The sequence below is a fragment of the Novosphingobium sp. BL-S-34 genome (genome assembly GCF_056857015.1).
Map to the genome: position 1 here is coordinate 2,394,102 of NZ_CM166472.1, position 20,778 is coordinate 2,414,879.

Annotated in this window: 24 protein-coding genes; 13 read left to right on the top strand and 11 right to left on the bottom strand. The window is 67.2% G+C overall.

The features are described from left to right. The first annotated feature begins 13 nt into the window (after nucleotides 1–13). From AC1VV3_RS11405 to nudC, 3 genes are read left to right on the top strand one after another with little or no spacing between them, the layout of a single operon-like run. Entirely contained in the window at nucleotides 14–1,060 is a 1,047-nt protein-coding gene (locus tag AC1VV3_RS11405; protein ID WP_482961799.1) for an A/G-specific adenine glycosylase, read from the top strand. Continuing rightward, entirely contained in the window at nucleotides 1,057–2,382 is a 1,326-nt protein-coding gene (locus tag AC1VV3_RS11410; protein WP_482961800.1) for a serine hydrolase domain-containing protein, read from the top strand. The genes AC1VV3_RS11405 and AC1VV3_RS11410 overlap by 4 nt, the downstream gene beginning before the upstream one ends. Continuing rightward, nucleotides 2,379–3,293 (top strand): NAD(+) diphosphatase, encoded by a 915-nt coding sequence (gene nudC / locus AC1VV3_RS11415; protein ID WP_442046406.1) that lies wholly within the window; start codon nucleotides 2,379–2,381, stop codon nucleotides 3,291–3,293. The genes AC1VV3_RS11410 and nudC overlap by 4 nt, the downstream gene beginning before the upstream one ends. 35 nt (nucleotides 3,294–3,328) lie before the next feature. Here nudC and AC1VV3_RS11420 read toward each other — a convergent pair whose 3' ends face one another. The 3 genes from AC1VV3_RS11420 to mgtE are packed head-to-tail and all read right to left on the bottom strand — an operon-like array spanning nucleotide 3,329 to nucleotide 5,436. After that, entirely contained in the window at nucleotides 3,329–3,577 is a 249-nt protein-coding gene (locus AC1VV3_RS11420; protein WP_482961801.1) for a helix-hairpin-helix domain-containing protein, read from the bottom strand. Further along, complete coding sequence (locus tag AC1VV3_RS11425) at nucleotides 3,574–3,975, bottom strand: DUF1489 family protein (protein ID WP_482961802.1); 402 nt, start codon at nucleotides 3,973–3,975, stop codon at nucleotides 3,574–3,576. Before AC1VV3_RS11425 ends, AC1VV3_RS11420 begins: the two co-directional genes overlap by 4 nt. Nucleotides 3,976–3,999: 24 nt before the next feature. Beyond that, complete coding sequence (mgtE, locus tag AC1VV3_RS11430; protein ID WP_132268128.1) at nucleotides 4,000–5,436, bottom strand: magnesium transporter; 1,437 nt, start codon at nucleotides 5,434–5,436, stop codon at nucleotides 4,000–4,002. A gap of 269 nt (nucleotides 5,437–5,705) precedes the next feature. Here mgtE and AC1VV3_RS11435 point away from each other — a divergent pair, with 269 nt between their 5' ends. Beyond that, entirely contained in the window at nucleotides 5,706–6,176 is a 471-nt protein-coding gene (locus AC1VV3_RS11435; RefSeq protein WP_132268130.1) for a peptidylprolyl isomerase, read from the top strand. Between the two features lie 134 nt (nucleotides 6,177–6,310). Here AC1VV3_RS11435 and AC1VV3_RS11440 read toward each other — a convergent pair whose 3' ends face one another. From AC1VV3_RS11440 to AC1VV3_RS11465, 6 genes are all read right to left on the bottom strand, one after another. Continuing rightward, the gene (locus AC1VV3_RS11440; protein ID WP_482961803.1) at nucleotides 6,311–7,075 is read right to left on the bottom strand and encodes a DUF2059 domain-containing protein; all 765 of its coding nucleotides are present in this window, start codon (nucleotides 7,073–7,075) and stop codon (nucleotides 6,311–6,313) included. Nucleotides 7,076–7,206: 131 nt separating this feature from the next. Further along, the gene (locus AC1VV3_RS11445) at nucleotides 7,207–8,091 is read right to left on the bottom strand and encodes a LysR substrate-binding domain-containing protein (RefSeq protein WP_132268133.1); all 885 of its coding nucleotides are present in this window, start codon (nucleotides 8,089–8,091) and stop codon (nucleotides 7,207–7,209) included. Between the two features lie 56 nt (nucleotides 8,092–8,147). Beyond that, on the bottom strand, nucleotides 8,148–9,071 hold the full coding sequence (locus AC1VV3_RS11450) for a hemolysin family protein (protein WP_132268135.1): 924 nt from the start codon (nucleotides 9,069–9,071) through the stop codon (nucleotides 8,148–8,150). A 22-nt stretch (nucleotides 9,072–9,093) separates the two neighbouring features. Next, nucleotides 9,094–9,585: an rRNA maturation RNase YbeY gene (ybeY, locus tag AC1VV3_RS11455; protein ID WP_482961804.1), complete on the bottom strand. Its 492-nt coding sequence runs from the start codon at nucleotides 9,583–9,585 to the stop codon at nucleotides 9,094–9,096. Between the two features lie 9 nt (nucleotides 9,586–9,594). Continuing rightward, nucleotides 9,595–9,732 carry a hypothetical protein gene (locus AC1VV3_RS11460; protein ID WP_482961805.1) on the bottom strand — a complete coding sequence of 46 codons (138 nt, stop codon included), beginning with the start codon at nucleotides 9,730–9,732 and terminating at the stop codon, nucleotides 9,595–9,597. 40 nt (nucleotides 9,733–9,772) lie between these two features. Further along, a complete protein-coding gene (locus AC1VV3_RS11465) occupies nucleotides 9,773–10,846 on the bottom strand; it encodes a PhoH family protein (protein ID WP_243654359.1) in 1,074 nt (357 codons plus the stop codon). 268 nt (nucleotides 10,847–11,114) lie between these two features. Here AC1VV3_RS11465 and AC1VV3_RS11470 point away from each other — a divergent pair, with 268 nt between their 5' ends. Together AC1VV3_RS11470 and AC1VV3_RS11475 are read left to right on the top strand one after the other, a co-directional pair. Next, entirely contained in the window at nucleotides 11,115–11,606 is a 492-nt protein-coding gene (locus tag AC1VV3_RS11470) for an RcnB family protein (RefSeq protein WP_134093849.1), read from the top strand. 148 nt (nucleotides 11,607–11,754) lie between these two features. Continuing rightward, nucleotides 11,755–12,345 carry a hypothetical protein gene (locus AC1VV3_RS11475; protein ID WP_482961806.1) on the top strand — a complete coding sequence of 197 codons (591 nt, stop codon included), beginning with the start codon at nucleotides 11,755–11,757 and terminating at the stop codon, nucleotides 12,343–12,345. A 31-nt stretch (nucleotides 12,346–12,376) separates the two neighbouring features. On the opposite strand, the gene AC1VV3_RS11480 is transcribed toward AC1VV3_RS11475, so the two are convergent. Both AC1VV3_RS11480 and miaB read right to left on the bottom strand, forming a co-directional pair. Further along, entirely contained in the window at nucleotides 12,377–13,096 is a 720-nt protein-coding gene (locus AC1VV3_RS11480) for an alpha/beta fold hydrolase (RefSeq protein ID WP_482961807.1), read from the bottom strand. Continuing rightward, on the bottom strand, nucleotides 13,093–14,442 hold the full coding sequence (gene miaB, locus AC1VV3_RS11485) for a tRNA (N6-isopentenyl adenosine(37)-C2)-methylthiotransferase MiaB (protein ID WP_482961808.1): 1,350 nt from the start codon (nucleotides 14,440–14,442) through the stop codon (nucleotides 13,093–13,095). Before miaB ends, AC1VV3_RS11480 begins: the two co-directional genes overlap by 4 nt. 140 nt (nucleotides 14,443–14,582) lie before the next feature. Here miaB and argS point away from each other — a divergent pair, with 140 nt between their 5' ends. The 7 genes from argS to tatB all read left to right on the top strand — a co-directional run bounded on the left by argS (nucleotide 14,583) and on the right by tatB (nucleotide 20,772). Beyond that, complete coding sequence (gene argS, locus AC1VV3_RS11490) at nucleotides 14,583–16,343, top strand: arginine--tRNA ligase (protein ID WP_465127879.1); 1,761 nt, start codon at nucleotides 14,583–14,585, stop codon at nucleotides 16,341–16,343. A 3-nt stretch (nucleotides 16,344–16,346) separates the two neighbouring features. After that, complete coding sequence (locus AC1VV3_RS11495) at nucleotides 16,347–17,246, top strand: SPOR domain-containing protein (protein WP_482961809.1); 900 nt, start codon at nucleotides 16,347–16,349, stop codon at nucleotides 17,244–17,246. A 206-nt stretch (nucleotides 17,247–17,452) separates the two neighbouring features. Then, complete coding sequence (gene nagZ / locus AC1VV3_RS11500; RefSeq protein ID WP_482961810.1) at nucleotides 17,453–18,463, top strand: beta-N-acetylhexosaminidase; 1,011 nt, start codon at nucleotides 17,453–17,455, stop codon at nucleotides 18,461–18,463. Between the two features lie 2 nt (nucleotides 18,464–18,465). Further along, nucleotides 18,466–19,278 carry a segregation and condensation protein A gene (locus AC1VV3_RS11505; RefSeq protein ID WP_132268151.1) on the top strand — a complete coding sequence of 271 codons (813 nt, stop codon included), beginning with the start codon at nucleotides 18,466–18,468 and terminating at the stop codon, nucleotides 19,276–19,278. Beyond that, nucleotides 19,278–19,928 carry an SMC-Scp complex subunit ScpB gene (gene scpB / locus AC1VV3_RS11510; protein WP_482961811.1) on the top strand — a complete coding sequence of 217 codons (651 nt, stop codon included), beginning with the start codon at nucleotides 19,278–19,280 and terminating at the stop codon, nucleotides 19,926–19,928. The genes AC1VV3_RS11505 and scpB overlap by 1 nt, the downstream gene beginning before the upstream one ends. Nucleotides 19,929–20,035: 107 nt before the next feature. Next, nucleotides 20,036–20,287 carry a twin-arginine translocase TatA/TatE family subunit gene (locus AC1VV3_RS11515; RefSeq protein WP_132268154.1) on the top strand — a complete coding sequence of 84 codons (252 nt, stop codon included), beginning with the start codon at nucleotides 20,036–20,038 and terminating at the stop codon, nucleotides 20,285–20,287. A 23-nt stretch (nucleotides 20,288–20,310) separates the two neighbouring features. Continuing rightward, the gene (gene tatB / locus AC1VV3_RS11520; RefSeq protein WP_314468212.1) at nucleotides 20,311–20,772 is read left to right on the top strand and encodes a Sec-independent protein translocase protein TatB; all 462 of its coding nucleotides are present in this window, start codon (nucleotides 20,311–20,313) and stop codon (nucleotides 20,770–20,772) included. Nucleotides 20,773–20,778: the final 6 nt, after the last annotated feature.

Consider the following 20,778-nt stretch of genomic DNA (forward strand, 5'->3'; position numbering starts at 1 on the left):
CCATAGGGCGCTGATGGACGCCAGCCGCGATACGATCTCCCGCAAGGTTCTCGACTGGTACGACGCTCATGCCCGCGCACTGCCGTGGCGCGCGCCGCCGGGAACGCCGGCACCCAACCCTTATCGCGTCTGGCTTTCGGAAGTCATGCTCCAGCAGACGACCGTGGCCGCGGTGAAGGACTATTTCGCGAAATTCACCGCGCGCTGGCCGACCGTGACGGACCTTGCCGCCGCAGCCGACGCGGACGTCATGGCGGCCTGGGCAGGGCTTGGCTATTATGCGCGCGCCCGCAACCTCCTGGCCTGCGCGCGCGAAGTCGCGGCGCGGGGCGGGGTCTTCCCCGAGAGCGAGGAAGGCCTGCGCGCCCTGCCGGGGCTGGGCGCCTATACGGCCGCCGCGGTGGCGGCGATCGCCTTCGGGCAGCGGGCCGTGGTGGTGGACGCCAATGTCGAGCGCGTGGTGACGCGGCTTTTCGCGCTGGAAGACCCGCTGCCGAGTGCGCGGCCCGCGATACGGGCGCTGACCGACGGGATCACCCCCGACCTGCGGGCGGGCGACTTCGCGCAGGCGCTGATGGACATGGGCGCCACCGTCTGCACCACGCGCATGCCGCGCTGCCTGCTCTGCCCGCTTGCGGCCGATTGCCGGGCAAGGACCACGGGCGAGCCGGAGCGCTTTCCGGTCAAGGCGCCGAAGAAGGCCAAGCCCGCGCGGCAGGGCCTCGCCTTCTGGATCGAGCGGGACGGGAAGGTCTGGCTGGTGCGCCGCGCGGACAAAGGCATGCTCGGCGGCATGAGAGCGCTTCCCGACGACGGCTGGTCCGCCCGCGCGGACGGCCACGGCGCGCCGCCGCTGGCGGGGCGCTGGGAAAACGGCGGCCGGGTCGGCCACGTCTTCACGCATTTCTCGCTCGAACTGGGGCTTCGCATTCTGGAGCACGACCTTGACGGCGATCCCCCCGGCCCGGGGGAATGGTGGCCGGTCGACCGTATCGCCGAGGCGGGGCTGCCCACACTCTTCGCCAAGGCGGCGGGCCTCGCCAGGGCGGAGATGGCATGAGCCCTGCGCGCGAACGGCTGGAAGCGGCGGTCGATCGCCGGATGCTGCTGCGCATGGCGGGTATCGCGGGTGTCGGCGCCGCGTTCATGCCTCGGCTCGCCTGGGCGGCGGCGCAGGTGGAGACGATGCCGCGCGTGCGTGCGTTGGTGGAGCGCTGGACGGGGAGCGGCGATGCGCCGGGCACGCTGCCGGGCCTCGTCGCCTCGCTGGCGCTGCCGGGCCGCGAACCGGAATTCGTCGCCCGCGGGTCGCAGGGGTTCACTGACGGCACGCCGATCTCGCCGGACAGCCTGTTCCGCATCTATTCCATGACCAAGCCGATCACCGGCATCATGGCCATGCAGCTGGTGGCGGAAGGCCGGCTCGGCCTTGACCAGCCGGTCCATGAAATCCTGCCGCGTTTCGCGCAGATGCGGGTGCAGGACCGCTATGACGGATCGCTCACGGCCCTGCATCCGGCGCCGCGCGCGCTCACCATGCGGCATCTGCTCACGCATACGTCGGGGCTGGGCTATTCGATCATCCAGACCGGCCCGATCCGCGCGCTGATGCAGTCCAGGGGCCTCGCTGCCGGGCAGATCAGCCGAATCAAGGTGCCGGGCCTCACCGATGCGCCCCCCGCGCCCAGCCTCGCGCTGTTCGCCGACCGGCTGGCCGAAGTGCCACTGGTCTACGATCCTGCCACCCACTGGAGCTATTCCCTCGGTCTGGACCTGATGGGCCGGGTGATCGAAGTGGTCACGGGCCGGCCCTTCGACGCCTATCTGCGCGAAACACTGTTCGAACCGGCGGGGATGACCAACACGGCCTTCCAGGTGCCCGCCGCCCAGGCCGGCCGCCTCACCACCAATTATGCCGCGCTGGGCAGCGTGCTGGTGCCGATCGACGAGCCGGGCAACTCGGTCTTCCTGGAAAAGCCGGCCTTCCCCTTCGGCGGCGCAGGCCTTGTCAGCACGCCGCGCGACTATGACCGTTTCCTGCGCCTTCTGGCCCAGCGCGGCATGATCGATGGCAAGCGCGTCCTGGCCGAAAGCGCGGTCGTCACCGGCACGTCGGACTTGCTGCCGCCCGGCGTGGTGCTTTCCGCCATGCTTCCGGCGGGGAGCGGCTTCGGCGCCGGCGGGCGCGTCGGCAAGGGAGCGGAGAGCGGCCTGTTCGGCTGGTCGGGCGCGGCGGGAACGGTGGGCATGGTCGACATGGTGCGCGGCCTGCGCTCGCAGCTCTTCGCGCAGTTCATGCCGCCGAACGCCTATGAGCTTATTCCCCAGTTCCAGAATGCGCTGAAGGCCGATGTCATGGCCCTGTTGGAGACGCCCCTTTGACCACCACCCTCCTGCCGAAGCTGCTGCCCATCGCCTTTTCCGGTTCGCATCTCGACCGCGCGGACCATATCCGCAACGACCCGGCCGCGCTCCTGGCCCTGCAGAGCAGCGAGGCGCGGCTGCTGCGGCTGGACGGACTGGATGCCGTGCTGGCCGACGACGGCGCCTTGACCTGGGGCACGCTGGCGGATGCGGAGCCGGGCAGCGAGATGATCTTCCTCGGCCTCGACGGCCCCGTGCCCTGCTTCGCGGAAGTGCCCGGTGCCACGCCGCTGCAAGGCCCCCATGCCACGCCCGTCAACTGGCACGCCATGGCCGTGCTCGATTCCGCCGAACTCGCGGCCTATGGCGGCGCGCGCTCGCTGGTGAGCTGGCATTGCCGGCACCGGCACTGCGCCGTCTGCGGCCACCCCACGGTTCTTGCCAAGGGCGGCTGGCAGCGCTCCTGCACCAATATCGACTGCGGCGCAGAGCACTTCCCGCGCGTCGACCCGGTGACCATCATGCTCGTCGAGCACGAAGGCCGCGCATTGCTCGGCCGCCAGCCGCGCTTTCCCGAAGGGCGCTATTCGACGCTTGCGGGCTTCGTGGAGCCGGGCGAATCGGTGGAGGAAGCCGTCGCGCGCGAAATCCACGAGGAAGCGGGGATCCGCGTGCGCGATGTGACTTATGTCGCCAGCCAGCCCTGGCCGTTTCCGTCCTCGCTGATGATCGGCTGCCACGCCCATGCGGACGACGATGCCATCACCATCGACGAGACCGAACTGGAAGACGTGCGGTGGTTCACCCGCGACGAGGTGGTGGAGGCGCTCGAAGCCATCGGCCGGGGCGAAAACGGCAAGGCTTTCGGGGCGCCGCCGGCCCATGCAATCGCCCATGTGCTGATGCGCTGGTGGGTCGATCGGGGGTAACGGAAGCCGTGGTCCCGGATCGGTCCGGGAAAAGGCTACCGATCGGGCAGACCCGCGCCCGCCCGCGCCACGGCGGCGACGATGGCGCCGCGCGCCTGGGGGGAGTTGCGCCAGCAGGTCGACCCCGTTGCCGCCGAAATTTCCGCGCAGACCGCATCGGGATCGCGCCCGGCGAGGTCCGCGAAGTTCCGGATGCCCAGTTCCTCCAGCCGTGCGATCACCGCGGGGCCGACGCCTTTCACCGCAAGCAGTGCTCCGCGCGCGTCGCCGGCAAAACCGGTCACACCAACCCCAGCTTGGCCAGTTCGCGCGCCAGCTTGGGCGGCATCGCGTCGCCCGCCGTCTCGCCTTCGCCCAGATCGCGGGGGGCGTCCTTTTCGGCAAGGTAGCGCCAGCCCTGGTGCGCGCGCTTGGGGTGCGTGACCACCGGGATCAGCATCGGTTCCAGGCGAATATGCCAGCGCCCGTCCTCGCGCTGTTCGAAGCCCAGGATCGGCGAGCGGCCAACCAGGGCATGTTCGTAGATCCAGTATAGCGAGCCGCCGACCATTTCCTGGTGCCGCTTGGGCAGATAGCGCGTGGTGAGGCGGGCTTCGCCCAGGGTGTCGTGGCTTTCCAGCCAGGCGCGCAGGGCCGCCGGGCTCTCGGCGGAAAACGCGATCTTGGTCATGTGCAGCGGCATGATGACTAGATAGGGGGCGCGCCCCTAGCGCACCAGACCGGATACCGTGGCAAGGCCGAGGAAGACGAGGAAGCCCATCGAATCCGTGGTCATCGTCACGAAAATGGACGAGGCGATGGCCGGGTCCGCCTTGAGCCGTTCCAGCGTCAGCGGCACGAATACGCCCGCCATGCCCGCGATCAGGATATTGGTCATCATCGCCAGGGCTATGACCAGGCCCAGCGTGACATTCCCGAAGATCAGGCTGACGACGATGCCGATGATCACCGCGATCGTGCAGCCGTTGAGCAGCGCGATGGACATTTCGCGGCGTACCGCGCGCCAGGCGTTGGAGGCGGTAAGCTGGTTGGTGGCAAGCGCGCGGACGGTCACGGCCAGGGTCTGCGTGCCGGCATTGCCGCCAAGCCCGGCGACGATCGGCATCAGCGTGGCCAGCGCCACCATCTTCGCGATCGTGCCTTCGAACAGGGCGATGACCGAGGAAGCGAGCGTGGCGGTGAGCAGGTTGGCGATCAGCCAGCGCACGCGGGCCGAATAGGCGTCGCGAATCGGCTCGTTGATGTCGCCGTCACCCGCGCCGGACAGCAGCAGGGTATCTTCGCCCGCTTCTTCCTGAATGATGTGGACGATGTCGTCGACAGTGACCTGGCCGATCAGCCGGCCGGCATCGTCGACCACGGCCGCCGAAATCAGCGCGTACTTCTGGAAGCGCAGCGCGACTTCCTCCTGGTCCATGTCGACCGGGATCAGCGTCTGGTCGCGCGCCATGACGTCGTAGAGCGGGATGTTGCGCGGCGTGCGCAGGATCCACGAGAGCGCGCAGGTGCCGATCGGGCGGTGCATCGGATCGACGATGAACACTTCCCAGAACTCGGTCGGCAGCTCGCGATGTTCGCGCAGGAAATCGATCAGGTCGCCGACGGTCATCGATTCGTGGACGGCCACGAAATCGCGGCTCATCAGGCGGCCGGCGGATTCCTCGGGGTAGGACAGCGCCGATTCGATGGCCGCGCGGTCTTCCGGCTCCATCTCGGCGAGGACGGCCTGCTGGTCTTCCTCGTCGAGGTCTTCCAGCATGGCGACGGCATCGTCGGTGTCGAGCTGCTCGGCGATCTCGGCGACGACTTCGGCGGGCAGCGCCTCCATCAGCGCCTCGCGCACCCAGTCGTTCATCTCGGCGATGACTTCCACGCCCATCAGGTCGCGGATGGCGCGGGCCAGGCCGAGGCGCTCGTTCTCGTTCATGAGTTCGAACAAGTCGGCGATGTCGGCGGGGTGGAGCGGCTCCACCAGGTCGTAGACGCGCTCGAAGTCTTCCTCGTCCAGCGCATCCTTCACGCTGCGGACGAATTCGGCCTTCAGGCGGTTGTCGTCGTCGAGGGATTCGGATTCGGGCATATCGAGACGCGCGGTGTCTTCCGCGTTTTCCATGCGCTCGTCCTGAAGGTCCGTTTCGCTCATCCGGGCCGGTCTACGCAGCTATTTCGCGATTGCAACAGGGGGGCGGCGGCATTCGGGAAGTTTCCTCGGCCGGTGGCTGCAGAGCCACGGGACGATGCACCGAATGGATCCCGAAACGGCCCCGCGGCGGCGAGAGGAGCGTGACGGGCAGGGGATGACCGGGACGGAGGCACGAACGAGCGCTCCCCTCGTGACATTGCCGCGCCAGTGCCTATATCGGGCGCCGATGCCCCACCGGCGCGGACCTGCGCCGGCAGAAGGAGACTGCAATGGCTGACGAATACCTGACGCTCACGCTCGACACCGGCAATGGTGAAGGCGGCGACGTGAAGATCAAGCTGCGTTCCGACCTGGCCCCCGGTCACGTCGAGCGTATCAAGGAACTGACCGGCGAAGGCTTCTACGACGGCATCAAGTTCCACCGCGTGATCCCCGGCTTCATGGCGCAGGGCGGTTGCCCCAACGGCACCGGCATGGGCGGTTCGGACAAGCCCGACCTCCAGGCCGAATTCAACGCCGAGCCGCATGTCCGCGGCGTCTGCTCGATGGCGCGCACCAGCTATCCGCACTCGGCCAACAGCCAGTTCTTCATCTGCTTCGACGATGCACGCTTCCTCGACAAGCAGTACACCGTCTGGGGCCAGGTGGTCGAAGGCATGGAACTCGTCGACGCGCTGCCCAAGGGCGAGCCGCCGCGCGAACCGGGCAAGATCGTCAAGGCGACCATCTCGGAAGGCTGATCCTTCCTTCGGTCTGCCGATAGAGAAAAGGGCGGCTCCGCGAGGGGCCGCCCTTTTTCGTTGCGTGCTGGGCCAGACGAAGCTGTACCCATCGCGGCGCAAGTTCCCGGCGCTTCCAGCCCCGGTCGATCAGCTCAATGTGCCTTGGCCTTCTCGTCCTTTTCGAGCTGGGCCTCGGAAACGCCGAGCAGCTTGGCGAGGCGAGCCTTCTCGTCCTTCGAAAGATCCCCATAGGCGCGCGGCTCGGGAAGGCTCGCGCTGGCGGTCTTCACCTTTTCCACGATGGCGGGCATCTGCTCCATCAGCTTGGGGACGAAGCCCTGCATCTTCGCCATGACTTCCGGCGACATCATGACGAGATAGGAATCGGCCGCGTAGGCCTTGCCGGTAGGCGTCGCGAAGAAGGCATTCAGTTCGCCCAGCTGGGTGGTTGTATACCTGCCGGCATAGGCCTGCGTCAGCCCGTCGCGAATGTCGGGCTCGACCTGAGTCATCAGCGGGATCATCTCGTTCATCATCGTGCGCGTGGAGATCTGCATGCGCTGCTTGAAGGCCGGGTCGTAGATCTGCATGATTTCTGCCATCGAGGCCTCGCCCAGTTCCTCGGTGTTGACGCCGCTGAGCCCGGCAAGCTGCTTGAGCGGCAGCTTCATCGTGGAATCCATGATGGAATCCATCATCTTGTCGAGGGTGCCGTTCATCAGGCGCGCGTAAGTCCCAAGGGGAAATACGTGATCCACCGTGACGCGCGCCGCGGCGATGCGCGCGGGGTCGGTGATGGGCGCTGCCGCCGCCGCCGCTGTCGCAGCCGGCGCCGCCTGTGCGGGCTCGGCGGCGAAGCTCGGCGCGGCCGAAGCGATGGAAGCCGCAGCAACGGCGGTGAACACAGTGAAACGCATGACGGAGCCCCCGGACGGTCGAAAAAGTCCCGGGGATCATACCCGTGAACTGCCGCGCAGGGGAATGAAATCGCCCGTCATGTCGCAAAAACGCCGGCCCCGTCTTTACCGGGGACGGCGTTTGCAGGGCCTTACAGTCCGGCTTGCAGCAGCCACTCGTGGAAGATGCGCACGGGGCGAGATTCCAGGGCCTTGGGCTTGCAGACGAACCAGTAGCGATAGGGGCTTTCGACGTCGATGTCGAAGAGCCGGGCCAGGCGGTTGTCGTGGCTGCGGCGGAAGTGGTCGTCGTGCATGATCGCGATGCCGAGGCCCTGAGCCGCGGCTTCGAGCACGAGCTGGCCGGAATCGAAACGGTCGACCGAGGCCGGTTCCAGCTTTTCAAGGCCGATGGCGGACTTCCACGCGTCCAGGCTCTGCGGCAGGTCCTGATGGATCAGGAAAGTCTGCTTGGACAGGATGGCTTCGTCGGGGACGGTGCCGATCTCCTGCGCCATTTCCTTGGAGGTGATGGCGTAGACCTTGTTGTGGTCAAGCTGGATACGATAATAGGCCGGGTCCGGTTCGGGCGAGAGAATGATCGCCGCGTCCAGCGTGTCGCCCACCCGGTCTTCCAGGTGCGCGCCGGTGTCGATGTCAATGTGCAGGCGCGGGTGCAGCTTGCGCAGTTCCGGCAGGCGCGGGAACAGGCGCTGGCCGCCGAACAGCGAAGGCACGCCGAGGTGCAGGCGCAGCACCTGGCCGCGGTCGATCTGCGATTCCACCGCTTCGGCCAGTTCTTCCAGCTTGGGGCCGACCACGTTGTAGAAGGCCTGGCCCTCGTCGGTCAGCTTCATCGACTGGTGCTGGCGGGTGAAGAGGCGCTTGCCGGTGAAGTCTTCCAGCGCGGCGACCCGGCGCGACAGCGCCGAGGGGCTGAGCGCCAGTTCGTTGGCGGCCGCCTTGGCCGAACCGAGGCGGACGACGCGAACGAAGGCTTCAAGCGCGCGCAGGGGGGGTAGTCGGCGTACTGGCAATGTCTCGTCTTTTCACTCGGAGTATCGATGCCGCCTGGAAATGGCGGCAGCGAGGTTCAATCGGGCTCTGCGACCGCTTCCGTGGCCGGCGGATGAAGGCGAAGCCGCGTGACGCGGCGCTCGTCGCCATCGGTAACTTCGATGCGCCAGCCGCTGTCATGCTCCAGCACGGTGCCGACGGCCGGGACCTGGCCGGCCAGTACGAAGGCGAGGCCGCCCAGGGTATCCACCGCTTCCTCGACTTCGGCGAGGCGCGGGTCGATCCGTTCCGCCACATCGTCAAGCTCGACACGGGCGTCTGCGTCCCAGATACCGTTCTCTTGCGAAATTAGCAACTCTTCGGGGGCGTCGTCGTGCTCGTCCTCGATGTTGCCCACGATTTCCTCGACGAGGTCCTCGATGGTGATGATGCCATCGGTGCCGCTATATTCGTCGATCACCACGGCCAGATGGGTGCGCTGGGCGCGCATGTCGGCCAGCACGTCCAGCGCGCCGCGCGCCTGGGGCACGTAGAGCGGCTGGCGCAGCAGGGTGGACCAGTCCTCCGGCGGCTGTTCGCCGCGCGCGAGGATGGGGAACACGTCCTTGATATGGATCATGCCCTTGATCGCGTCGAGCGAGTCTCCGTAGACGGGCATGCGGCTGTGGCCGTGCTCGGCGAAAGCCTCGACCACTTCGGCCCAGCTTGCAGAGGCCGGAATCGCCACGATCTCGCTGCGCGGCACGGCGATATCGTCGGCATCGTGCTCGCTGAAATGGAGAAGGTTGCGCAGCATCTGCCGCTCGATCGAGGAAAGGTCTCCGCGGGCGCGGGCCTCGTCTTCGGCATCGCCTTCATGTTCGTTGATGACGCCTTCGATCTGCGCGCGAAGCGACTGATCGCCGTCGTTCTGGAAAAGTCGCCGGAAAACACGCCAGAGCGTGCCGGTACTGTCCCCATCTCCCGAGCCGGACTCGGTGTGGCGGCCATTGTCGGCCATCGTTTTAAATTACCCCTACAGCTTAAGATCTGTCGCCATATGGGTCGGCAATGCCGATGAGGGCAAGAGCCTTTGTTTCAAGGGCCTCCATTGCCTCGGCATCGGCGTCCGAAATCTCGTGGTCGAGGCCGGCCAGGTGGAGCAGGCCGTGGACGATGAGGTGGCTGGCGTGGTGCTCCACCGGCACGCCCTTTTCCGCGGCCTCGCGGGCGCAGGTCTCGAAGGCGAGGGCAAGATCGCCCAGCATTTCCGGCGGTCCGTCCGGCGCGAGGGCGAGCAGGTCGGCGCGTTCCAGCATCGGGAAGGACAGGACGTTGGTGGGCTTGTCCTTGGCCCGCCATTCGCGGTTGAGGACGTGCACTTCATCGTCCGTGGTGAACAGCAGGCTGGCCAGGAGGCGGGGATTGTCGAGTTCCGGTGCGACCTGCACCAGCGCTTCGAGCGCCGCTTCGGCCAGATCGGCCCAGTCCGCCTCGGCGGGCCAGGGGGCTTCGATATCGATTTCGAGATCCATGCGGGGGCTTTACGCGCAGTCGCGCGCGCGGTCGAGCGATAGCGTGAAGAGGTCGAGCGATAGCGTGAGGAGAAGGTGCGAGGTGGCCTGCTCGGACAGGAACCGGCGGAAAATCGAGGACGGCGAACCGCCGCCCTCGATGCTCAAGCTCTTCCTGCGCCAGACCTTGGCATTCCCAGGGGGAAAGTCACTCCGCCCGGAGCTGCTCGGCCGCCGGTTGTTCCGTCTTCGGTGCCGAAGGATCGACGTAAGGGCCTTCGTAAGCCTCGACGATGCGACCGACGATCGGGTGGCGCACGACGTCCTGCACGGTGAAGCGCGTGACATCGATGCCGTCCACACCTTCCAGCCGGTTCACCGCATCGGCCAGGCCGCTCATGCGGTCGCCGCCCGGGATGTCGACCTGCCGGGGGTCGCCGCAGACGACCATGCGGCTGTTCTGGCCGAAGCGGGTGAGGAACATCTTCATCTGCTCGCGCGTGGTGTTCTGCGCTTCGTCGAGGATGACGAAGGCGTCGGCCAGCGTGCGGCCGCGCATGAAGGCGATCGGCGCGATCTCGATCTCTCCCGAGGCGAGGCGGCGCTCCACCTGTTCGGGCGGCATGCAGTCATAGAGCGCGTCGTAGAGCGGACGCAGGTAGGGATCGACCTTGTCCTTCATGTCGCCGGGCAGGAAGCCCAGCTTCTCGCCCGCTTCCACGGCGGGGCGCGAAAGGATCAGGCGCTGGACCGAACCGGTCATCAGCTGCGAAACCGCCTGGGCCACCGCGAGGTAGGTCTTGCCCGTGCCTGCCGGGCCGAGCGCGAAGATCACGTCGGAGCGGGCGAGCGCGCGCATATATTCGATCTGCATCGCCGAGCGCGGCACGATCGTCTTGCGGCGGGTGCGAATCATGATCGGCGGCGCGCCGGTATCGCCCGAGATGATGCCTTCCAGCGTCGGTTCGGCCGACATCGCGATCAGCGATTCCACCGCGCCGGCGTCAAGCGCCTGGCCCTGCTCTAGCCGGTGGTACATGCCTTTGAGCGTGTCGCGGGCGCGGGCAACGGCGTCTTCCGGCCCTTCGATCTGGATCTTGTTGCCGCGCGCGGCAATGTAGACCCCGAGCCGGTTCTCCACTTGCACGAGATTTGAATCGAACTGGCCGAACAGGGCCCCCAGCAAAGTCTGTTCGTCGAACTCGACTTCGACACGTGCCCGGCGGTGCGCTTCGGGCCTGAACTGCGCCGTTTCACCGGCGCGTGCTGCTTTGCGGGCCATGTGCTCCTTTCAGGTGAGGATGCCTTCGTTCCATCCCGAAGATGGCTCTGCGCATCGCGTCCCGCAAGCCGCATCTATCGAAAAATTGCTCGCTTCACCGGGGATAACATGGCGTTTCGGCGCGCTTCCCGAATTTTGTCGCAACCTTGCGACACTCCTGAAATTTCACTGCAACCTGCATTTCAAGTTCGTTCAGCTTGAGGGGTTCAAACATGAACTCACAGACCAGATCGAACGGATAATCGTTTCGGGTCAAGGAGAAGAAAACATGCGCAAGATCATTATGGCCGCCCTTGCCGCCAGCGTCATCGTTCCGACCGTCGCCGTGCCCACCATGGCTTCCGCGCAGAGTGCCCGGGAAGTGCGCGAGAGCGCCCGCGACGTTCGCCAGAGCCAGCGCGAGGTCGATCGCAACGTCCGCCGCGGCGACTACCGCGCCGCCGACCGTTCGCAGCGCCAGCTCAACCACGACCGCCGCGAACTGCGCGAAGACTGGCGCGACTATCGCCAGGCCCACCGCGGCGAATTCCGCCGCCCTGCCTATGCCGGTCCGCGCGGCTATCGCTATCGCCCGGTCGCCGTGGGCTACCGCTTCCAGCCGGCCTATTACGGCAGCCGCTACTGGGTAAACGACTATGGCCGCTATCGCCTGCCTGCGCCGCGCGCCGGCCACCGCTGGGTTCGCTACGGCAATGACGTGGCCATGGTGAACATGCGTTCGGGCCGCGTCGTCACCGTCCACAACAGCTTCTTCTTCTAATAAAACCGCCGCCGGCGCCGGGAAGGGCGCCGGACGAGTCCCAGGCGGGTCGCGAGGGCCCTCGGTGCGAACCGGGGGCCCTTTCTCGTGCTTCCCGTGCGGCAGACCGATCTTGCCGGGGCGGCGGTCGAGCGGCTAGCCTTCGGTCATGACAAGGACGACCTCCGCCGCCAGGATCCTGGCGCTCGCCCCCCTGTTCGCGCTGGGACTTTCGCTCGCAGGCTGCAAGAAGGACGCGGCCCAGCCCGAAGCCACCGCCTCGGCCGGCGCCGAAGCGAGCGAGGAGGCGACCGAGACCGCGCCCATGCGTGCCGAGGACTGGATTCGCGCGAATCACCGCGACGCGCTCACCAGCGATCTCGGCAAGCTGCAATATGCCACGGCGGAGACCGACCTTGACGGTGACGGCACGCCTGAAGTGCTGGTCTATCTGGGCGGCCCGATGTTCTGCGGCACCGGCGGGTGCAACCTCGCGGTGCTGAAGCGGCAGGATGGCGATCTGGTCCAAGTGAGCGAGACAAGCGTGGTGCAGCTTCCGGTGGGCGTGCTGGACAGCAAGTCGCACGGCTGGCGCGATCTGGCCGTCACCGTGTCGGGCGGCGGCATGGCGGAAGGCGTCTCTCGCCTGCGCTTCAGCGGCAGGGGCTATCCCACCAATGCCAGCGTGGAAGTGAGCGCGGGCGCGGCGGCGATCAGCAAGCCGCTCATCGCGGAAGACGCGCTCAAACCGCTCGACTAGAGCCGCCTCATGGCGCTGAAACGCGCCGGGATCAGCGTGTCAGCCATCGGCGGAAGGCGGCATTGACCGCGTCGGGCTGCTCCATCGGCGCCATGTGCCCGGCATCGGCGATGACCTCGTAGGCCGCGCCCGAATCAGACCCAAGATCGGCTGAGGCCATGGCCTGCGCCATTTCCTCAGCAAGGTGGGGCGGGGTGAGGGCGTCGGCCGCGCCGACCATGACCATGGCCGGGACGGTGATCGTGCCGAGCGTCGCCAGCGAATCGGCGCGGTCGATGATCGCGGCCTGCTGGTCCATGTACGTCCCGAAACCGACGCGCAGGGCCATCTGCACGACTTCCTCGAACAGCGCCTCGGGGCAGTCCGGCGCGACGAGTTGGCGCAGCGATCCGCGCAGGACATGTTCGAAGCCGCGCGCCTGGGCGGTGCGGATAGCCGCGCGGCGCAGTTCCGCCTGGGCAGGGTTATCGGCCCGCGCATTGGTGTCCACCAGGGCGAGCCGCGTCACCCGCTCCGGGGCGCGGCGCCAGATTTCCATGGCGACGTAGCCGCCCATCGAGAATCCCGCGATCGCGAACCGCTCCGGCGCGGCATCGAGCACGCGGCTGGCCATGAGGGGAATCGAATCGTCCTTCAGGGTATCGCCGATGGAGATGTCGGCAATGTCCGAAAGCCCCGCGATCTGCGCCTGCCAGACGTGACGGTCGCAGGAAAGTCCGGGAACGAGGACCAGCGCTTGCCTTTCGCTCACGCGGCGACCGGGCTCAGCAGCCTGGCGGAAACGGCATTGTAGCCGCCTTCGGTCAGTTCCACCGTGACCATGTCGCCCACGGCGACATCGCCGTCGAAATAGACCGATTGCAGCCAGGGCGACTTGCCGAGCCACTGCCCGGGCAGCTTGCCCTTGCGTTCGACCAGCACTTGGCAGGTCTTGCCGACCGAGGCCACGTTGAAGGCGGTCTGGTCGCGGCCGAGCGCGGCCTGGAGGCGGACGATACGCTCGGTCATCACTTCGGCGGGAATCTGGTCTTCCATCGTCGCGGCGGGCGTGCCGGCACGGGGCGAATACTTGAAGCTGAAGCACTGCGCATAGCCGACCGCATCGACCAGCCTGAGCGTATCCTCGAAATCGGCGTCGGTCTCGCCGGGGAAACCGACGATGAAGTCGCCCGAAAGTGCGATGTCGGGCCGGACGGTGCGCACGCGGTCGAGGACCTTGAGATAGCTTTCGGCCGTGTGGCTGCGATTCATCGCTCTCAGCACCCGGTCGCTGCCGGCCTGCACCGGCAAGTGGAGGAACGGCATCAACTTCTCGACATCGCCATGGGCGGCGATCAGCGCCTCGGTCATGTCGTTGGGGTGGCTGGTGGTGTAGCGGATGCGGGCAAGTTCGGGAATGTCCGCCAGCTCGCGAATCAGCCCGTCGAGGCCGATGCGCCGTCCGCGTGCATCCTCGCCGTACCAGGCGTTCACGTTCTGGCCGAGCAGCATGATCTCGCGCGCACCGGCGTCGATCAGGCGGCGCGCCTCGTCCATCAAGGCGGCGTGGGGGCGGGAGACCTCGGCGCCGCGCGTATAGGGCACGACGCAATACGTGCAGAACTTGTCGCAGCCTTCCTGAACGGTGAGGAATGCCGTCGGGCCGGACCGCCTGCGGCCACCCTGATTCCGGGCGGGCAGGGCGTCGAACTTGGTTTCGGCCGGCATGTCGGTATCGGTCACGCGGCGGCCGGCGGTGGCCTCGCGGATCATGTCGGGCAGGCGGTGATAGGCTTGCGGGCCGACCACCATCTTCACCGCGGGAGAGCGCCGCATGATCTCGTCGCCCTCGGCCTGGGCCACGCAGCCGGCCACCGCGATGAGGGGCGATGAGCCATCCTCGCGGCGCAGGCGGCCGATGTCGGAATAGACCTTTTCCGCCGCCTTTTCACGGATATGGCAGGTGTTGAACACGATCAGGTCGGCCTCTTCACCTTCCGGCGCGGCCGCGATGCCCTGGTCCGTGAGCAATTCGGCCATGCGCTCGCCGTCGTAGACGTTCATCTGACAGCCGAAGCTCTTGACCCGGTAGGTCCTGGGATTCTGGGTTGATGGCATGCGCGGGCCGATACACGCGTTTCGGGCGATTTTGAAGCGGCTGCGTTCGGGGTGCTCCGCGCGAGGCTGGCATCGCCGGCCGGCACCAAGGCCTCGCAGCCTGTTCCCCTTTCGCTGCACTTGGGGTATTCGCGCGCGCCATGACCATTACAAACAGCGATCACCAGACCCTTTACGCCGCCTTTGCGGGCCACCTCAACGCCGCGCTCGATGCGCTCGAAGCGGCCGGTACGCTGCCCGGCGGTCTGAAGCGAAGCGCGATCACGGTCGAGCCGCCGCGCGACACCTCGCATGGCGACCTTTCGACCAATGCCGCGATGGTCCTGTCCAAGCCCGCCGGCATGAAGCCGCGCGACCTGGCCGATGCGCTGGTGGCGGAGCTGTCGAAGCTCGACGCGGTCACTTCGGCGGAAATCGCCGGCCCCGGCTTCATCAACTTGCGCCTGTCGGACGCCACCTGGATCGCCGAGCTGCGCGCGATCGCCGCGCTCGGCGCGGACTACGGCCGTTCGGCCATGGGCGGCGGCACCACCGTCAATATTGAATATGTCTCCGCCAACCCCACCGGCCCGATGCACATGGGCCACTGCCGCGGCGCAGTGGTGGGCGATGCACTGGCGACGCTGCTCGAATATGCCGGCCACAAGGTCATCAAGGAATATTACGTCAACGATGCCGGCGCCCAGGTGCAGGTGCTCGCCCGCTCGGCCCATGTCCGCTACCGCGAGGCGCTGGGCCATGACGTGGGCGCCATTCCCGAGGGCCTCTATCCGGGCGAATACCTCATTCCCGTGGGCCAGCAGCTCGCCGCCGAATTCGGCGACAAGTTTGCCGAGGCGCCCGAATCGGAATGGCTGACGCTGTTCCGGGAAAAGGCCGTTGCCGCGATGCTGGTGATGATCAAGCAGGACCTCGCGCTGCTGGGCATCCATCACGACCTGTTCTCCTCGGAAGCCGAGCTTCAGGCTTCGGGCAAGCCGGACGAGGCGGAAGCGTGGCTGCGCGCCAAGGGCCTCGTCTACGACGGCGTGCTCGAAGCGCCCAAGGGCAAGACGCTGGAGGACTGGGAAGCCGTGGAGCTGCCGCTGTTCCGCTCGACCCAGTTCGGCGACGATCAGGATCGCCCGATCAAGAAGTCGGACGGCACCTGGACCTACTTCGGCGCTGACCTTGCCTACCATTTCCAGAAGGCCCAGACCGCCGACGCGTTGGTCGACATCTGGGGCGCCGACCACGCGGGCACCGTCAAGCGTATCAAGGCGGCCGTCGCCGCCATGACCGGCGCCGATGGAGAGCCGACGCCGTTCGAGATCAAGCTGGTGCAGATGGTCCAGCTGCTGCGCGATGGCGAGCCGGTGAAGATGTCCAAGCGTTCGGGCAACTTCGTCACGCTGGCCGAAGTCGTCACCGAAGTGGGCAAGGACGTGGTGCGCTTCACCATGCTCACCCGCAAGCCGGAAGCGCAGATGGACTTCGACTTCGCCAAAGTGGTGGAAGCCTCCAAGGACAACCCGGTGTTCTACGTGCAATACGCCAATGCCCGCGTCCACTCGACGCTGCGCAAGGGCGAGGCCGAAGGCGGGTTCAAGCCCTCGGGCGAAAACCTCGAACTGCTGGGCGCGGAAGAACTGGAACTGGTCAAGCTGGCCGCGCAGTTCCCCCGCATCGTCGAGGCCGCTGCAGCCGCGCGCGAGCCGCACCGCATCGCCTTCTTCCTTGGCGACGTTGCCGCGGCCTTCCACGGCTACTGGAATCTCGGCAATGACCGCGTCGAAAAGCGCTTTGTTAACGCTGCCGACGGTAACCTGACCGGCGCACGGCTGTTCCTTGCTGCGCAGATCGGGCAGCTTGTCCGCAATGGCCTCGCGCTCCTGGGCGTCGAGGCGGTGGAGGAAATGTAAGTCATGGCGAACTGGGGCCAGAATCGGGACGAAGGCAATCGGGACGAAGGCGATCGGGGTGTCGACCAGGGCGGCGAAAGCCGTCGGGGGACCTTCCATGACGACCTGAACGCGGGCCGTTCCGCCGGAGCCCCGGCTTTCGAGGATGCCGCTCATTCGAATTCGGGCCAGCCTGAGGCCGAATCCGGCAAGCTGGAACTCGGCGACGACGACGTGCGCCTGCCCTGGCTGGAAGGCGAGGACGAGGAGTTCGAGGACCAGCAGGGCGGTGCCCCGGGGCAGACCTTGCTGCTCGTCGTCCTGGCCGTCATCGCCATACTGGTCATCGTCGGCGGAATCTGGTGGGCCACGCGCCAGAAGTCGGAACAGCCGCTTGTCGCCAGCGGCGGCGTGATCGAGGCCCCGAAGGAGCCTTACAAGACGCGGCCGGAAAATCCGGGCGGAGACGTCGTGGCGGGCACCGGAGACACCAGCTATGCGGTTGCCGAAGGGCAGAGCCGCCTGCCGCAGATCGGACGGGGCGAAGCGCCGGGTCCGGGCTTCGGCGGCCAGTCCGCCGTTCCGGCCGCCCCGCCTGCGCCTTCCGGCAAGCCCGCTGCCGGGCCCAGCGCGCCCGCCAGTGCCGCTTCTGCCGCCAGTGCCCCGGGCAAACCGGAACCGGTCGTCAGCGGCGTCGGCGTGCAAGTGGGCGCCTATACCTCGAAGCCGACCGCCGAGGCAGGCTGGAACGCGCTCAAGGTCCAGTATCCGGGACTTTCCGGGGTGAACCACCGCATCGTCGAGGGGCAGGCCGATATCGGCAAGGTCTATCGCCTCCAGGCCGTCCCCGGAGACCTTGCTGCGGCGCGCGCGCTCTGCAGCGGGATGCGTTCCGCCGGATTGAGCTGCCAGGTAAAGCAGTAACGGACCGGCGCGGTCAGGAGATGCCGGCCCGGGTATTTCTCGGACTGGCATCAGGGACGAATCGAAACTTCGGCAGGCCCTTCGGACCGCGCCGAAGTTTCGTTCTTTCCGCATGACGTGACCGCGCCGCCCGCGCCCTTGCTTTCCACATCTGCAAACCGGGGCTTCCTTGCGAAAGCCGCGGAATTCTGCGACCAAGCGCGATTATGACACCCGCCATCTTCGGCCTTTCCGGGCTGACTCTCAGCGCCGACGAGCGCGCGTTCTTTCGCGATGCCGACCCTGCCGGCTACATCCTGTTCGGCCGCAATGTGCAGGACCGCGAACAGGTGCGGGCACTCACCGAGGATCTGCGCGCCATCCACGGCCGCGACCGGCTCTACATCACCATCGATCAAGAAGGCGGCCGTGTCGCGCGGATGAAGCCGCCCGTCTGGAGCGCCTATCCGCCGGGCGAGGCGTTCGACAGGCTTTATGATCTCGCGCCCGCCAGCGCCATCGAGGCGGCGCGCGACAATGCCGAGGCTCTGGGCCTCGACCTTGCCGAAGTGGGCCTGACCGCCGACTGCCATCCCCCGCTCGACGTGCGCCACCCCGGCGCGCACGACATCGTCGGCGACCGTTCCTTCGGCGCGGACCCGATGCGTGTGGCCGCGCTGGGCCGCGCGACGCTGCAGGGGCTGGCGCGCGCCGGCATCGTCGGCTGCGTCAAGCATATCCCCGGCCACGGCCGTGCCATGGCGGACAGTCACAAGGAACTGCCCACGGTGGAGGTTGGCGAAGAGGAACTGGAGCGTGACATCGAGCCGTTCCGAACGCTTCGCGATGCCCCTTTCGGCATGACCGCCCATGTCCGCTACACCGCCTGGGACGCGGAGAATCCAGCCACGCTCTCGCCCTTCGTGATCCGCGAGATCATCCGCGAGCGCATCGGTTTCACGGGGCTGCTGATGAGCGACGACCTCGACATGCAGGCGCTCTCGGGCAGCGTGCCTGAACTTGCGGCGCAGGCGATCGCGGCGGGCTGCGACCTGGCGCTCAACTGCTGGGCGAAGATGGACGACATGACCGGCATCGCCGCGCGGTTGCCGTCCATGCCGCCCGAGACCGCGGAAAAGCTGGCGCAGGCACTGGCGTCGGTGGAGGGCATCGCCGCAACCGGCACCCATGCCGAGCTGATCGCCCGGCGCGACGCCCTGCTGGCGCTGGCGGCCTGACGATGAACGCGCCTGCCGAGCTTCCTTTCGGCCTGCCCGGCGCCGATGCCGGCTGGGACGGCGAGGACCGGGCCGAGGCCCGCAAGGAAGCGCTCTATCTGGAAATCGACGGCTGGGAAGGCCCGCTCGACCTCCTGCTGGACCTCGCGCGGCGGCAGAAGGTGGACCTTCGGCGGATTTCCATCCTGGAGCTGGTCGCGGCCTACCTCGATTATATCGAGCAGGCCGAGGCGCTGCGTCTCGAACTCGCGGCGGACTACCTGGTGATGGCGGCCTGGCTCGCCTACCTGAAGTCCGCGTTGCTACTGCCGAAGGACGAGCAGGCCGACCCCAGCCCCGAAGAACTGGCCTTGCGCCTGCAACTGCGCCTGCAGCGCCTTGGTGCCATGCGTGAGGCAGCGGCGCGGCTGATGGGCCGAAACCGGCTGGGCCGCGACGTGTTCCTGCGCGGCGCGCCAGAGGGCCTGCGGGTCGAGCGCAAGTCGGCCTGGCAGTGCTCGTGGTACGATCTCGTGCGCGCTTATGGGGACGTGAAAGTCCGCAGCCAGCCGGTGGTCCACATGGTCCGCGAACGCATGGTCATGACGCTCGACAGCGCCATCGCCCGCGTCTCCTCGATGCTCGGCGTCTCGCTGGACTGGATGGACTTGCGCGATTTCCTGCCGCCCGCCAGCGACACCTGGGCCAATCCGCAATTGCGCCGCTCCGCCCTGGCATCCAGCTTCGTCGCCGCGCTGGAACTGGCGCGCACCGGCCGGGCCGAGATCGCGCAGGAGCAGACTTTCGGGCCGCTTCGCCTCAAGGCATGCAAATGATGACCGAACCGACCGACGACCTCGTCCGCGCCGTGGAGGCGACGCTTTTCGCTGCCGAGCAGCCGATGACGGTCGAGCAGATCTCGAACCACCTCGGACAGGCCGACGTGCGCCCGGCGCTTGCCGAGCTGGAGCGGCATTATTGCGCGCGCGGGGTGCTGCTGGTGGAGCGCGGCAAGCGCTGGCACTTCGAGACGGCGCCCGACCTTGCGCATCTGCTGCGCCGCGAGAAGGAGGACTTGCGCCGGCTCTCGCGCGCGGCCACCGAAGTCCTGGCGATCGTTGCGTATCACGAGCCGGTCAGCCGCGCCGAGATCGAGGCGATCCGCGGGGTGCAGACCGCCAAGGGTACGCTCGACGTGCTGATGGAGGCAGGCTGGGTGCGTGTCGCGGGCCGCCGCGAGGTACCCGGGCGCCCGGTGATATACGCCACCACGCCCGATTTCCTGGCGCATTTCGGGCTCGGCTCCCTGAAGGAATTGCCGGGACTGGAAGAACTTCGCGCGGCCGGCCTGCTCGATCCTGTGGATGACGACATGATCCAGACCGGCCTGCGCCCCGGCAAGGTTCCCGGCGAAGACGAGGAAACGGCCGAGGACACGGCGGAAGACCTCGACGACCGCGACCTTTTTGGAGAAGATGACGGTTAGGCTACCGGCGCCGGTCAGAATAATGACAGGCTGGCAACTTGGCGGGAAAGTGCCTAGATGGGCTCTATGCGGTCGGAATCGATCGCACGGTTTTTGGAGTTGAGGTTATGGGTAGCTTCTCGATCTGGCACTGGATGATCGTCCTGGTGATCGTGCTCGTGCTGTTCGGACGCGGCCGCGTGTCGGAAATCATGGGTGACTTCGGCAAGGGCATCAAGAGCTTCAAGCAGGGCATGAACGAGGAGGAGAACAAGTCCACTCCCGCGCCCGCCCCGCAGATCACCGCCCAGCAGGGCGATGCCCCGGTAGCCCCCTCGGTCACTCCGGCCAAGGCCGAGAACAAGACCGAGCAGTCCTAAGCGCTGACGGACCCGCGCGCGCTATGTTCGACGTAGGTGCTTCCGAACTGTTGATGATCGTCATCGTGGCGGTCGTCGTCATCGGTCCCAAGGACATGCCGATGGCGATGCGCACGGCTGGGCGATGGATCGGCAAGATGCGCAAGATCTCCGGTCACTTCCGCTCGGGCATCGACGCCATGGTGCGCGAAGCCGAGTTGGAGGAGATGGAGCGCAAATGGCGGGAGCAGAACGAGGCCATCATGAAGGCCAATCCCGTTCTGCCGGACATGAACCAGATGCAGGCCCCCACCGGCACGTCTCCCTCTATCCCGCAGCTGGCCGAAGACGCGCCGGTCGCGGGCGGAGAGGCGGGCGCTGAAACGGGGCAGGCGACCGGCAATGCCACGGCCCAAAGTCCCGGCAAGCCGGAGAACGCGGGCAAGCCCGAGGCAGCCGCTCCCGGCGGGCAGGCCGAATTCCACCTCCCCCCGCCGCCCCCCTGATAGAAG